Origin of the sequence: Allobosea sp. CCNWLY174 (assembly GCF_037120455.1) — a bacterium.
GTDB lineage: Bacteria > Pseudomonadota > Alphaproteobacteria > Rhizobiales > Beijerinckiaceae > Allobosea > Allobosea lupini.
Window position 1 is genome coordinate 320,448 of sequence record NZ_JBBBBQ010000003.1, and the last position, 12,248, is coordinate 332,695.

Below are 12,248 nucleotides of genomic sequence, written 5' to 3' on the forward strand. Positions count from 1 at the left end.
CCATCACGCTAGTTAAAGAGCAAGGAGACGAGGCATGACCTCTCCCGCAAAGCCCGGTCCGCTGAGCCGCCGCCACTTCCTCGGCGGGGCGGTGGTCGCCGGAGCCGGTCTCGCCGGCACCAGCATTGCCCGCGCCGAGCCGGGGAAGCCCGATCCGCTGATCACCGAGGTCCAGGACTGGAGCCGTTATCTCGGCGAGGGCGTCGACAAGCGGCCCTATGGCACGCCGTCGCGCTTCGAGAAGAACGTGATCCGCCGCGATGTCTCCTGGCTGACGGCCTCGCCGGAATCCTCGGTCAACTTTACGCCGCTGCACGAGCTCGACGGGATCATCACCCCGTCCGGCCTGTGTTTCGAGCGCCATCATGGCGGTATCGCCGACATCGACCCGGCCAATCACCGCCTGATGATCCATGGCCTCGTCGACAAGCCGCTGGTCTTCACCATGGAAGACATCAGGCGGATGCCGCGGCAGAACCGCATCCATTTCCTCGAATGCGCCGCCAATTCCGGCATGGAGTGGCGCGGCGCGCAGCTCAATGGCTGCCAGTTCACCCACGGCATGGTCCACAACGTCATGTATACCGGCGTGCCGCTGAAGCTGCTTCTGGCCGAGGCGGGGGTGAAGGCCAATGCCAAATGGCTGCTGCTGGAAGGCGCCGATTCCTCCGGCATGAACCGCTCGCTGCCGATCGAGAAGGCGCTCGACGACGTGCTGATCGCCTTCGCCATGAACGGCGAGGCGCTGCGCCCAGAGCAGGGCTATCCGCTGCGTGCCGTCATCCCCGGCTGGGAGGGCAATCTCTGGGTCAAATGGCTCCGGCGCATCGAGGTCGGCGACCAGCCGTGGCAGGCACGCGAGGAGACCTCGAAATACACCGACCTCCTGGCCGATGGCCGCTCGCGCCGCTTCACCTTCTTCATGGACGCCAAATCGGTGGTGACCAATCCCTCGCCGCAGGCGCCGCTGAAGCAGAAGGGTCGCAACGTCCTCTCCGGCCTGGCCTGGTCGGGGCGCGGCACGATCAAACGCGTCGACGTGACCCTCGACGGCGGCAGGAACTGGCAGCACGCCAGGATAGACGGGCCGGTGCTCGATAAGTCGCTGACCCGCTTCTACGTCGATTTCGACTGGGCCGGGCAGGACCTCCTGATCCAGTCGCGCGCCATCGATTCGACCGGCTATCTCCAGCCGACCAAGGAGGAGCTGCGCAAGATCCGCGGCACCAACTCGATCTACCACAACAACGGCATTCAGACCTGGCATGTGAAGGCGAACGGGGAGACCGAAAATGTCGAGATCGGTTAATCCCGTCCTGCTCGCGGGCCTGGCGGCGCTCGCCGTGCTCGCCGCCGCGCCGCTGATCGCCCAGACCAAGCCGGCGGCCAAGCAGGCGCAAGCCCATCTCCCGGCCAAAACCGCCCAGGCTCCGGCCCCGGCGGCCAAGCTCGGCCTCGGCCGCGAGGCGCTGCCGGAGGAGATCAAGGCCTGGGACATCGCGGTGCGGCCTGACGGCAAGGGCCTGCCGCCCGGCAAGGGCACGGTCAAGCAGGGCGACGAGATCTTCCAGGCGCAATGCGCCAGCTGCCATGGCGAATTCGGCCAGGGCAACAACCGCTGGCCGGTGCTGGCCGGCGGCATGGGCTCGCTCAGATCCGACCGGCCGGAGAAGACGATCGGCTCGTTCTGGCCCGATCTCTCGACCGTGTTCGACTATGTCCGCCGGGCCATGCCCTATGGCAACGCCCAGTCGCTGTCGCCGGACGAGCTCTATGCCGTCACGGCCTATTTGCTCTATCTGAACGACATCGTGAAGGACGAGGACTTCGAACTGTCCGATAAGAACTTTACCAGTGTGAAGCTGCCGAACGCGGCCGCCTTCTACGATGACGACCGCGAGACCACGGAGAAGGCCTTCTGGGGCAAGGAGCCGTGCATGACCAATTGCAAGCCGGAGGTGAAGATCACCGGACGGGCGGTGATCCTCGACGTGACGCCGGATTCCAAGACGGCGCCGAAGGTCGACTGATGCGAGGAGCCGGCGCCGTCCGTCTCGCGGTGCTCGGGCTGCTACTGGCCTGTGCGCCGGCGAACGCCGCCGGCGACAAGGCGCTGGGGGAGTATCTCTCGTCCGAATGCACGAGCTGCCATCAGAGCAGCGGCAGGCAGGTCGGCGGCATTCCGGCCATCATCGGCCATCCGGCCGAGCAGTTCGTCGCGCTGATGAACGCCTATCGCGAGAGGCAGCGCGACAACCAGGTGATGCAGGCGGTCGCCGCCAGGCTCTCCGGCGAGGAGATCGCGGCGCTTGCCGCTTATTACGAGAGTCTGAAGCCCGGTCCTTAGGGCTAGCCGTCACGAGCGGAAGGGGAGAGGGAACCATGTCGACCAGTCGCCGCACATTCCTGACCGGCCTCGCCGCCGCCGGCGGCTTTGCCATCGCCTCGCCGGCCGTGCTCGGCCAGGCCAAGCCGCGCGTTGTGGTGATCGGCGGCGGAGCCGGCGGCGCGACCGCTGCGCGGTACATCGCCAAGGACTCGAACGGCGCGATCGCGGTGACGCTGGTCGAGGAGAACGAGGTCTACCAGACCTGCTTCCACTCCAACCTCTTCATCGGCGGCTTCAAGAGCTACGACGAGATCAGCCATCGCTACGACGCGCTGGCGAAGAACCATGGCATCACGCTCGCCCGTGCCCGCGCCACCCAGATCGACCGCGACAAGAAGGAGGCCGTGCTCTCCACCGGCGATCGCCTGCCCTATGACCGGCTCGTCGTCTCGCCCGGCATCGACCTGAAATACGATTCCGTCCCCGGCTGGTCGAAGGAGGCCGAGGAGGCGATGCCGCATGGCTGGAAGCCCGGCCGGCAGACGCAATTGATCCGGCAGAAGCTCGACGCGGTGCCAAATGGCGGCACGATCGTGATGATCGCCCCGCCCAATCCCTATCGCTGCCCGCCCGGCCCCTATGAGCGGGCATCGATGTTCGCCCATCTGCTCAAGGCGAGCGGCAGGCGCGACTGCAAGATCCTCATCCTCGACCCCAAGGACAGCTTCTCGAAGCAGGGCGTCTTCCAGGAGGGCTGGGAAAAGCACTATGGCGCGATGATCGAGTGGCTCGGGCCGAAGGTGCATGACGGCATCAAGTCGGTCGATCCCAAGACCAACACCGTCGTCACCGGCTTCGAGACCTACAAGGACTGCGCCTTCGTCAATGTCATCCCGGCGCAGATGGCCGGCGAGATCGCCCGCTCGGCGGGCCTGGCGCCGGCCGGCGGCTACTGCACCATCGACCCGGCCTCGATGAAGTCGGCCGTCGATCCCAACATCTTCGTTCTCGGCGATGCCTGCATCGCCGGCGATATGCCGAAATCCGCCTTCTCCGCCAACAGCCAGGCCAAGGTCGCGGCGATGGTGATCCGTGGCGAGCTCGCTGGCGGCCGCACCTTCCCGGCGCGCTACATCAACACCTGCTGGTCGTTGATCGAGACCGACGACACCATCAAGGTCGGCGGCCGCTACGAGGCCAAGGACGGCAAGATCGCTGCGACCGAGACCTTCGTCTCGCAGCCGCGCGAGAGCGCCGAACTGCGCAAGGAGAACCAGGCCGAGAATGTCGGCTGGTACGCCGCGATCACCGCCGACATGTTCAGCTGAAGCCTTCACCGCGCCGTCGCTTCGCGCGGCGGCGCCAACTCACTCTCCTTATCAGGGTCCAAACCGCATGAAATTGCCTGTCGTCGCCGCTGCCTTCGCCGCTGCCTTTCTCACGACCAGCGCGAAGGCGCAGGACATTTCGGCCGGCGAGCGCTCCTGGAATAAGTGCCGGGCCTGCCACCAGGTCGGCGAAGGCGCCAAGAACCTGGTCGGCCCGCAGCTCAACGGGCTGTTCGGGCGCCATACCGGCGCGGTCGAGGGCTACAGCTATTCGACGGCCAACAAGGGCGCCAACATCACCTGGGACGAGGCGGTCTTCGCCGAATACATCAAGGATCCCAAGGCCAAGATTCCCGGCACCAAGATGGTCTTCGCCGGCATCAAGAACGACAAGGAGATCGCCGACCTCACCGCCTTCCTCAAGCAGTTCGACAAGGACGGCAAGAAGATGTGAGCCGGCTTAGTTTATGGCGCCGCGCTCGATCTGGAGGGTCTCGTCGGCGATCGCATCGAGCAGCGCCGGCGTCGATTCCGTGATCAGGATGGCAAGGTCCGGCCGGCCACGCCTGAGCTCGCCGAGCGTGCGCGCGTAGTCGAGCGCCAACGCCGGGGCGAGCCCCTGGAAGGGTTCGTCCAGCAGCAGCGCCGTGCGGGCGACCATCAGCGCCCGGCCCAGCGCCACCATCTTGCCCTGGCCGCCGGAGACGCCCCCGCCCGGGCGCCTGCGCATGGTGAGGAGCTGCGGCAGCAACGCATAGACCTCGTCGAGCCGCCGTGCCCGCTCGGGCGCCGGCAAGGAGAGCGCCAGCGCCGGCAGCAGGATGTTGTCCTCGACCGTGAATTCGGGCACCAGTCGGCGGTCCTCCGGCGCGTAGCCTATGCCCTGCGCGGCACGCTGATAGGCCGGGGTCGTGCCGATCTCCTGTTCGCCGAGATGGACCGCGCCGGCCTCGACCGGCAGAAGCCCCATGATCGCCCGCAGCGTCGTGGTCTTGCCGGCGCCATTGCGGCCGATCAGGATCGTGGTCCGGCCGGAGGTCAGCCCCAGCGACACCGATCGCAGCACCTGCACGCCAGCGATGGCGACGGTCACGTCTTCCATGCGCAGCATCACGCCACCCCCACGACATTGCGCAGCACGCGCTCATCCTTGAACACCTCGGAGGGCGGCCCTTCCGCCATCACCGAGCCGGAATCCCAGACGACGACGCGGTCGGCATAGCGCTGCACCACATCCATGTCGTGCTCGACGAACAGCGCCGTGACCTTGGCGCGGCGCAGCGCGGCCATCAGCGTCTCCATCAGGGTGAAGCGCTCGATCGTGCTGACGCCGCTGGTCGGCTCGTCGAGCAGGACGAGGCGCGGCTTCAGCGCCAGAGCGATGACGATGTCGAGGAGCTTGCGCCGCCCCTCCGGCAGCGCGCCGGCGAGCTGCCCGGCCTCGCCGTCGAGCCCGACGAGAGCCAGCAGCTCTTCGGCCTCGCGCCGGCGGCCATCGGCGCCGAGCGCCTTGAACGGCACCCAGATGCCGCGCTTGGCCGCGACCGCGATCATCAGGTTGTCGAGGACCGTCTGGTCGAGGAAGAGCTGCGGGATCTGGAAGGCGCGGGCGATGCCGCGCCGCGCGATGGTGCGCGGCGCCATGGCGGTGATCGGCTTGCCGTCGAGATAGACCTCGCCCGAGCTCGGCCGGAGATAGCCGGTGCAGAGATTGAGGAAGGTCGTCTTGCCGGAGCCGTTCGGGCCGATGATGGCGAGGAATTCGCCCTCGCGGATCTCGAGGTTGACGCCGTCGGCCGCCTGCACGCCGTAGAAGGCAATGCGCAGGTCCTTGGCCTGGAGGAGGGGCGTCGTCATGCCGGTTCTCCGCTGCGGCGCCGGAGCAGGCCGTAGAGCCCGCTCGGCAGGAGGAAGATGACGCCGATCAGCGCGACGCCGATGATCAGGTTCCAGGCATCGGTGACGCCGACCGCCAGGGTGTGCAGCACTTCGAGGAAGAGCGAGCCGATGAAGGGGCCGGCGACGCCGCCGATGCCGCCGAGCACCGCGACCAGGACGAGATGGCCGGACGCCGTCCAGAAGGCGAATTCGGGCAGGATATGGCCGATCGCCATCGCCGCGATCGCCCCGCCGATGCCGGCGAGCGCGGCCGAGACGGTGTAGGCGATCAGGAGCACGATCCGGACGGGAACGCCGAGATATTCGAGCCGGAGCTCGTTGGTGTGCACGGCGGCGAGTGCATGGCCGAGCGGGCTCGCCAGATAGCGCTGCACGCCGTAGCCGACGCCGAGCATCAGCACGAGGCCGGCATAGTAGAGCGCGGTGTCGAAGCTCGCCTTGTCGAGCGTCAAACCGAAAAAGCGCGGTACTGCCAGGCGCAGGCCGTCGGTGCCGCCGGTGATGCCGTAGAGCTTGGAGAGCAGTGCGTAGAGCACCATCGACATGGCGAGGTTGAGCATGGCGAAGAAGATCGCGCGGTAGCGCACCAAGAAGGCGCCGACGATCAGGCCAGTCACGGCCGAGGCGAGCGTGCCGAGCACGAGCAGCACCACGAACTCGTTGAGGCCGGCCCGCGCCAGGAAGGCGATGGCATAGGCGCTGACGGCGTAGAACATGGCGTGGCCGATCGAGATCAGCCCGCCGCGCAGCAGCACGGCGACGCCGAGTGCGGCAAAGCCCTTGGCGACGGCGAGCGTCAGCACGAATAGCAGCCAGGGCGCGGCGATCGGCGCGAGCGCCAGCGCGGCGAGGGCGACGAGGAAGAGGGCGGCGCGCATGGCGGTCAGATCCTCCGGGTCGCCGCCTGGCCGAACAGTCCGTAGGGGCGGACCAGCAGCACGACGAGCATGACGATGTAGGGGGCGACCGCATCGAGCGACGGCGCGAAATAGATGGCGAGCACGCGGGCGAGGCCGACGATGATCGCCGCCAGCGCTGCGCCCTCGATCTGGCCGAGCCCGCCGATGGCGGCGACGGCGAAGGCGAGCACCATGGTCTCGGCGCCGAGGCCGGGTGCTGCGCCCGCGGTCGGTGTCGCCAGCGCCCCGCCCAGTGCCGCCAGGAAGACGCCGAGTGTGAAGGAGAGGATGAAGACGCGGTTGGTGTTGATGCCGATGCTCTGTGCCATCTCGCGATCGGCCACGACGGCGGTGACCAGCCTGCCGATCCGAGTCTTCGTGAGCATGATGCGCAGGCCGACGACGACGATGACGGCGAGGCCGATCAGCAGGAGCTGGTAGTTGAGATAGACGACGCCGCCGATCTGCGTCGAGCCGAGCAACTGCATCGGCGTGTCTTCGGCGAGCGAGCGCACGCCGAAGACGATGCGCTGCAGGTCCTCCAGGATCAGGAACAGGCCGAAGGTGACGAGGATCTGGATCGCTTCCGACTTGCCATAGGTCCAGCGCATCAGGCAGCGCTCGACCAGCGGGCCGAAGATCGCCGCGACGATCGCCGCGCTGAAGACGAGGGCCGGGAAGGAAAGCCAGGGGTTCAGGTTCGCGCTGGCGATCCACAGGCCGATGGAGGCGGCGACATAGGCGCCGATCGCATAGAAGCTGCCATGCGCGACGTTGAGCACGCGCAGCACGCTGAAGACGAGGGTCAGCCCGACGGCGACGAAGAAGATCAGCGCCGCGCTGGCGAGGCCGTCGACGGCAAGCGGAATCAGGGTGTCGAGCATTGGCGGCACCTGGGATTGATGATGTGGGAATCAGGCGGGAGGGCGCGGACGCGCCTCCCGCCTGCGGGGATTACTGGTAGCTGCCGGGCTTGGGCTGGGTGGCGAGGAAGGCCGGGGTCAGCGTTCCCACCCATTTGATCGCATCGTCGCCCTGGGGCGGCATCAGCGTGTCGCCCTTGTAGCGGACCATGCCGCCGATCACCGGGAACTTGTAGTCGGGCGACTTGGCGGTGACGCCGACGACCTGGTCGACGAGGCCGTCATTGTCCTTGCGGGTCACGGTGGTGCCGGTCAGCGTCTTGACCGTGCTGCCGCGCATGGCATCGGCGAGTTCGTCGCGGCTCGGCCATTTGCCTCCGGTCTTCTTCAGCGCGGCCTCATAGGCGGCCTTCATGTAGATGATCGCGTTGGCCATCTTGACCGACGGGAAGACCGGGTACTCGCCATAACGCTTTTCATAGGCCTCGACGAAGGCCTTGGTCACAGGATTGGCCCTGGCGTCGGGCGACATCCACCAGCCGTCACCGAGCACGCCGACGATGACGCCTTCGGGCAGGTTGGCGCGCTGGAGCACGGTCTCGCCCAGCGCCAGCACGACCTGGCTCGAGGTGAACAGCCCGCGCGGCTGGGCCTGGCGCACGAAGTTCTCGAGATCGGCGCCCCAGAGATTGGAGAACACCACATCCGGCCGCGAGGCGGAGAGCTTCGAGATCTCGGTCTGGAAATTGGCCGAGCCGAGCTTGGGGAACAGCTCCGCCACGACCTCGACATCCGGCTTCAGCGCCTTCATCGCGGTCTTGAAGATCAGCGCCGCGTCATGGCCGAAGGCGTAGTCGGGATTGACGATCGCGATCCGCTTCACGTCCGGCTTGCGCTGCAGGAGATAGAGCGCATAGGCGACGAATTCCGGGATCGTGTTGCCGTTCGGGCGGAAATAATACTTGCTCTTGCCGTCGAGCAGGAGCTGGTGCGTGTCGCAGTTCCAGCCGATCGTCGGGGCCTGCATCTGCTCGGCGAGTGGGGCCAGCGCCAGGCAGTTGGCGCTCGACAGCGCCGCGATCATCACCTGGTTGGACTTGTCTTCGGCGAGGCGGCGATATTCGGCGATGACGCCCTGCGTGCCCTGCGCCTCGTCGACATAGGTCGCCTTCAGCGGCACGCCGCCGATCCCGCCGCGGGCGTTGATCATGTCGATCATCAGCTCGGCGGCATTCTTGCCGGGGACGCCATAGGCGGCTGCCGGGCCCGAGGTGAAGGTCATGACGCCGACACCAAGGGATGCCGGCTTCTCCTGCGCGACGGCCGGGGCCGCAACGGCGCCGAACGAGACCGCCAGAGCGGCCATCCAAGCTGATCTGATCATGGTTTTCCTCTCCGTTTCCGATCGGCGTCCTGTCCGGGCGCCGTCGCCGTCCCCGCGCAGCTGCGGCGCTTGGAAATCTCTATGAAAATCCTTGTGAAATTTCACAAGGATTTTTATAGAGGCATCTCGAAGTTTTTTTGGGCAGGCTGCCCGGCGAAGGGGCAGCGCGATTTCGGGAAGGCGAGAGGCGATGAAGACCCTGGCACTGACGGTGGAGAGCCGGACCGGCTCCAGCCCGCTGACCGCGGCGATCGACGAACTGGTGATCGGCGGCTGGGCCGGGCGCGACAAGGCGGCGATGGAGCACCACATGGTCGAGCTGGAAGCGCTTGGCGTGAAGCGGCCGACCTCGACGCCGGTCTACTATCGCGTCGCCGCCGCCAGGCTGACCACCGACCCGGTCATCGAGGATGTCGGCGCCAACAGCAGCGGCGAGGTCGAGGCCGTGCTGCTCTCCTGCGGCGGCCAGACTTATGTCGGCGTCGGCTCCGACCATACCGACCGCCAGGTCGAGACCTATGGCATCAGCGTCTCCAAGCAGGTCTGCGACAAGCCGGTCGCTGCGACCGTCTGGCCCTATCAGGAGGTCGCCGGCCATTGGGACGAGCTGATCCTGCGCAGCTTCGCGGTGATCGACGGCGAGCGCCGGCTCTACCAGGAGGGGCCGATCTCGGGCCTGCTCGCTCCGGAGGACCTGATCCGCGGCTTCAACGGCACGGGCGCGCTGCCTGACGGCACGGCGATCTTCGGCGGCACCATGCCGGCGATCGGCGGCATCCAGATGGCCAGCCGTTTTGAGGGCGAACTGGAGGACCCGGTCCTGCGCCGCAGCATCCGCTTCGGCTACGACCTCAAGATTCTGCCGATCCGGGGTTGACGCCGCTGTCTCCGGAAGGACGATGGCGGCAACCTCAAACCGCGCGGTGCGACGTAACGTGACGCTTCTGGAAACGCCCAAGGACGCGCAGCGGCATGTCTCGCTGCGCGACCAAGCCTATCATGCGATCAAGCGCCTGATCATCACCACCGGCCTGCGTCCGGGCGAGATCCTGAGCGAGCCGGCGCTGAGCACGCAGCTCGATATCGGCCGCACGCCGATCCGCCAGGCGATCGACCGGCTGCTCAATGACGGGCTGGTCGAGGTGATGCCGCGCAAGGGCACGATCGTGAAGCCGGTCAGCCTGGACGAGATCCTCAACATCATCGATGCGCGCATCGTCAACGAGACCTTCTGCGTGCGCGTCGCCGCCGAGCGGGCCAGTACCGAGGTGCCGGCCCAGCTCCGGCGCAATCTCGAGGCGATGCGCGAGGCGGCGCAGGCGCGCGACATCGAGACGATCGCCGATCTCGACCAGGCGTTTCACGCGATCATCGCCGGCTCGGCCCGCAACCCGGTGATGAGCGACCTGCTGCGGAACCTGCACGAGCGCTCGGCGCGGATGTGGTTCATCTCGCTCAGCACCAACGAGCAGCATTCGCGCATCTGCGACGAGCATGCGGCCATCGTCGACGGCATCGCCCGGCAGGATCCGGACGCGGCCGAGCGGGCGATGCGAGCCCATATCGAATCCTTCCGCGCCAACATCACCCGCCAGGGCTGAGGGGGCATCAGACGCTGCGGGTCGTCATCCAGAACATGCGCGGGTCGTCCCGGGCCGAGCGCAGCGTAGACCCGGGACCCATTCCGGAACCTCTTTCGGAAAGGCTCGGGAATGGATCCCGGATCGGCGCCGCTGCGCGGCTTGTCCGGGATGACAGCAGGGTGGCTGTGGAAGCCCAAACTAGTGAAAAGCTGTGCGGTCAGCGGTCGCCCGCCAGCGCCGCTTCGGCTGCCGCTGCGATCTCGAACAATACCGAATCCTCACCGCCGGCCCGCGCCAGCATCAGTCCGGTCGGCGCTTCGCCAGCCCGATGCATCGGCAGCGAGATGGCGCAGCCATCCATCATGTTGATCAGGGTCGGATTGCGCAGCATCGAGAGGTTGAGGCGGGTGAAGGCCTCGTCGTCGGCATCGCATTCGGCGATGGTCGGCGCCATCGTCGGCACGGTCGGCAGCGCCAGCACGTCGAAGGCGCTGGTCTCCTCGCGCAGTGCGGCGACGAAGGCGGCGCGGGCGCGCAGCAGCTCGATATAGTCGGCGCAATCCTGGTTGGCGCCGCGCAGGATGCGCAGGCGCACGCGCGGATCGTAGCCCTCGCCCTTCGCAGCGATCAGAGCGCGGTGATGCGCGTAGGACTCGGCCGCGGCGAAGCCGCCCTTGGCGTTGATGCGGGCGACCTCGGCGAAGCGCGCGAAAGGCTGCTCGACGATCTGCGCGCCGGCCCTGGACAGGGTGGTGAGCGCCCGGGCGAAGTCGGCCACGACGGTCGCATCGAGGCCGTCGAGCGCGACCGTCTGCGGCACGGCGATGCGCAGGCCGGCAAGGCCGATCGCGTGCCTGGGCAGCTCGGTTCCGCTCATGATCTCATGCAAGGCGCGGCAGCAGGCGACGCTGCGGGCGAGCGGGCCGATCGAGTCGAGGCTCTGCGACAGCGGGAAGGTGCCGTCCAGCGGTACGCTCGCCGCGGTCGGCTTGTAGCCGGTGATGCCGCAGAGCGCGGCGGGGATGCGGCAGGAGCCGCCGGTGTCGGAGCCGATGCCGGCCGCCGCCATCCCGTCCGCGACCGAAACCGCTGCGCCCGAAGACGAGCCGCCGGGGATGCGGCGGCTCGCACGGTCATAGGGCGAAGCCGGCGTGCCGTGATGCGGGTTGAGGCCGAGCCCGGAGAAGGCGAACTCGCTCATATTGGTACGGCCCATGACGACGAAGCCGGCACGGCGCAGGCGTGCAATCGTCGGGGCGTCGCGCTCGGCCGGCGCTGCGTCGGCGAGCACGACCGAGCCTGCCGGCGTCGGTGCGCCGGCAAGGTCGAACAGGTCCTTCACCGAGATCGGAATGCCGGCAAAGGGCGAGGGGCCGAGCCCTGCGGCCCGCAGTTTGTCCATCGCTTCGGCTGCGGCGCGCGCGGCCTCGCGATGGACCTTGATGAAGGCGAGCCGGCCCTCACCGTCCGGCGCCTCGATCCGGTCGAGCGCTTCGCTGACGAGGGTGAGCGAGCGCGTCCGTCCCGAGGCGAGATCGTCGGCGAGGCTGGCAAGGGTCGGCATCATGACGGGGTCAGACCGGGTCGAAATAATGGATTTCGAGCAGGATGCAGCCCTTCTCGGACTTGAACGGCCCGTGCGGAGCGTGCGGCGGGCGCACCGCATAGGTGTGCGGCGGAAAACTCTCGCCGCCCTCGCCATTGGCATCGTTGCCGACGGTCAGGTCGCCCTCCATCAGATAGACCTCCTCCCAATAGTCATGGGAAAACGGCGCGGTGGTGTAGACGCCCGGCTGGAAGCGCAGCAGGCGGGTGCGGGTGCCGCGATTGTTCACCTCGTCGAGGGCGCCCGACAGGATCTTCTGCTGGATGCCGGCGGGATAGCCAGCCGGCACTTCCCAGCCCTTGGACATGTCGAGGGTGTAGAATTCGTCGTGGCTCTTGTTGACGGGCATGATGCGAT

The 12,248-nt window shown here is 67.5% G+C and carries 14 protein-coding genes; 7 read left to right on the forward strand and 7 right to left on the reverse strand.

All coding sequences use genetic code 11. The features are described from left to right. Positions 1-34: 34 nt before the first annotated feature. From soxC to V7S63_RS12550, 5 genes are all read left to right on the forward strand, one after another. The gene (gene soxC, locus V7S63_RS12530; protein ID WP_336530453.1) at positions 35-1,309 is read left to right on the forward strand and encodes a sulfite dehydrogenase; all 1,275 of its coding nucleotides are present in this window, start codon (positions 35-37) and stop codon (positions 1,307-1,309) included. After that, entirely contained in the window at positions 1,293-2,030 is a 738-nt protein-coding gene (locus tag V7S63_RS12535; RefSeq protein ID WP_091837532.1) for a c-type cytochrome, read from the forward strand. Before soxC ends, V7S63_RS12535 begins: the two co-directional genes overlap by 17 nt. Beyond that, positions 2,030-2,347 carry a c-type cytochrome gene (locus V7S63_RS12540; RefSeq protein ID WP_336530454.1) on the forward strand — a complete coding sequence of 106 codons (318 nt, stop codon included), beginning with the start codon at positions 2,030-2,032 and terminating at the stop codon, positions 2,345-2,347. The genes V7S63_RS12535 and V7S63_RS12540 overlap by 1 nt, the downstream gene beginning before the upstream one ends. 35 nt (positions 2,348-2,382) lie before the next feature. Further along, positions 2,383-3,657: an FCSD flavin-binding domain-containing protein gene (locus V7S63_RS12545; protein WP_336530455.1), complete on the forward strand. Its 1,275-nt coding sequence runs from the start codon at positions 2,383-2,385 to the stop codon at positions 3,655-3,657. 67 nt (positions 3,658-3,724) lie between these two features. After that, positions 3,725-4,111, forward strand: coding sequence for a c-type cytochrome (locus tag V7S63_RS12550; RefSeq protein WP_336530456.1), 387 nt, complete (start codon positions 3,725-3,727; stop codon positions 4,109-4,111). Between the two features lie 6 nt (positions 4,112-4,117). Here V7S63_RS12550 and V7S63_RS12555 read toward each other — a convergent pair whose 3' ends face one another. From V7S63_RS12555 to V7S63_RS12575, 5 genes are all read right to left on the reverse strand, one after another. Next, positions 4,118-4,768 carry an ATP-binding cassette domain-containing protein gene (locus V7S63_RS12555; protein ID WP_100961801.1) on the reverse strand — a complete coding sequence of 217 codons (651 nt, stop codon included), beginning with the start codon at positions 4,766-4,768 and terminating at the stop codon, positions 4,118-4,120. Beyond that, entirely contained in the window at positions 4,768-5,514 is a 747-nt protein-coding gene (locus V7S63_RS12560; RefSeq protein ID WP_336530457.1) for an ABC transporter ATP-binding protein, read from the reverse strand. Before V7S63_RS12560 ends, V7S63_RS12555 begins: the two co-directional genes overlap by 1 nt. Continuing rightward, positions 5,511-6,434 (reverse strand): branched-chain amino acid ABC transporter permease, encoded by a 924-nt coding sequence (locus V7S63_RS12565; protein WP_336530458.1) that lies wholly within the window; start codon positions 6,432-6,434, stop codon positions 5,511-5,513. The genes V7S63_RS12560 and V7S63_RS12565 overlap by 4 nt, the downstream gene beginning before the upstream one ends. A 5-nt stretch (positions 6,435-6,439) precedes the next feature. Continuing rightward, complete coding sequence (locus V7S63_RS12570; RefSeq protein WP_336530459.1) at positions 6,440-7,339, reverse strand: branched-chain amino acid ABC transporter permease; 900 nt, start codon at positions 7,337-7,339, stop codon at positions 6,440-6,442. Positions 7,340-7,409: 70 nt separating this feature from the next. Beyond that, complete coding sequence (locus V7S63_RS12575) at positions 7,410-8,702, reverse strand: ABC transporter substrate-binding protein (protein WP_336530460.1); 1,293 nt, start codon at positions 8,700-8,702, stop codon at positions 7,410-7,412. A gap of 190 nt (positions 8,703-8,892) precedes the next feature. On the opposite strand from V7S63_RS12575, the gene V7S63_RS12580 reads away from it, so the two are divergent. Both V7S63_RS12580 and V7S63_RS12585 read left to right on the forward strand, forming a co-directional pair. Then, positions 8,893-9,579, forward strand: a complete 687-nt coding sequence (locus V7S63_RS12580) for a DUF2848 domain-containing protein (protein WP_091837511.1) — start codon at positions 8,893-8,895, stop codon at positions 9,577-9,579. Positions 9,580-9,637: 58 nt separating this feature from the next. Then, the gene (locus V7S63_RS12585) at positions 9,638-10,303 is read left to right on the forward strand and encodes a GntR family transcriptional regulator (protein ID WP_336530461.1); all 666 of its coding nucleotides are present in this window, start codon (positions 9,638-9,640) and stop codon (positions 10,301-10,303) included. Between the two features lie 199 nt (positions 10,304-10,502). Here V7S63_RS12585 and V7S63_RS12590 read toward each other — a convergent pair whose 3' ends face one another. Both V7S63_RS12590 and V7S63_RS12595 read right to left on the reverse strand, forming a co-directional pair. Next, positions 10,503-11,852, reverse strand: coding sequence for an amidase (locus tag V7S63_RS12590; RefSeq protein WP_336530462.1), 1,350 nt, complete (start codon positions 11,850-11,852; stop codon positions 10,503-10,505). Positions 11,853-11,859: 7 nt separating this feature from the next. Beyond that, positions 11,860-12,240 carry a cupin domain-containing protein gene (locus tag V7S63_RS12595; protein ID WP_100961793.1) on the reverse strand — a complete coding sequence of 127 codons (381 nt, stop codon included), beginning with the start codon at positions 12,238-12,240 and terminating at the stop codon, positions 11,860-11,862. Positions 12,241-12,248 lie beyond the last annotated feature (8 nt).

Excerpts from the sequence above, each read along its gene's own strand:
- soxC (WP_336530453.1), top strand. The coding sequence starts at position 35 with ATGACCTCTCCCGCAAAGCCCGGTCCGCTGAGCCGCCGCCACTTCCTC.
- V7S63_RS12535 (WP_091837532.1), top strand. The coding sequence starts at position 1,293 with ATGTCGAGATCGGTTAATCCCGTCCTGCTCGCGGGCCTGGCGGCGCTC.
- V7S63_RS12540 (WP_336530454.1), top strand. The coding sequence starts at position 2,030 with ATGCGAGGAGCCGGCGCCGTCCGTCTCGCGGTGCTCGGGCTGCTACTG.
- V7S63_RS12545 (WP_336530455.1), top strand. The coding sequence starts at position 2,383 with ATGTCGACCAGTCGCCGCACATTCCTGACCGGCCTCGCCGCCGCCGGC.
- V7S63_RS12550 (WP_336530456.1), top strand. The coding sequence starts at position 3,725 with ATGAAATTGCCTGTCGTCGCCGCTGCCTTCGCCGCTGCCTTTCTCACG.
- V7S63_RS12555 (WP_100961801.1), bottom strand. The coding sequence starts at position 4,768 with ATGCTGCGCATGGAAGACGTGACCGTCGCCATCGCTGGCGTGCAGGTG.
- V7S63_RS12560 (WP_336530457.1), bottom strand. The coding sequence starts at position 5,514 with ATGACGACGCCCCTCCTCCAGGCCAAGGACCTGCGCATTGCCTTCTAC.
- V7S63_RS12565 (WP_336530458.1), bottom strand. The coding sequence starts at position 6,434 with ATGCGCGCCGCCCTCTTCCTCGTCGCCCTCGCCGCGCTGGCGCTCGCG.
- V7S63_RS12570 (WP_336530459.1), bottom strand. The coding sequence starts at position 7,339 with ATGCTCGACACCCTGATTCCGCTTGCCGTCGACGGCCTCGCCAGCGCG.
- V7S63_RS12575 (WP_336530460.1), bottom strand. The coding sequence starts at position 8,702 with ATGATCAGATCAGCTTGGATGGCCGCTCTGGCGGTCTCGTTCGGCGCC.
- V7S63_RS12580 (WP_091837511.1), top strand. The coding sequence starts at position 8,893 with ATGAAGACCCTGGCACTGACGGTGGAGAGCCGGACCGGCTCCAGCCCG.
- V7S63_RS12590 (WP_336530462.1), bottom strand. The coding sequence starts at position 11,852 with ATGATGCCGACCCTTGCCAGCCTCGCCGACGATCTCGCCTCGGGACGG.
- V7S63_RS12595 (WP_100961793.1), bottom strand. The coding sequence starts at position 12,240 with ATGCCCGTCAACAAGAGCCACGACGAATTCTACACCCTCGACATGTCC.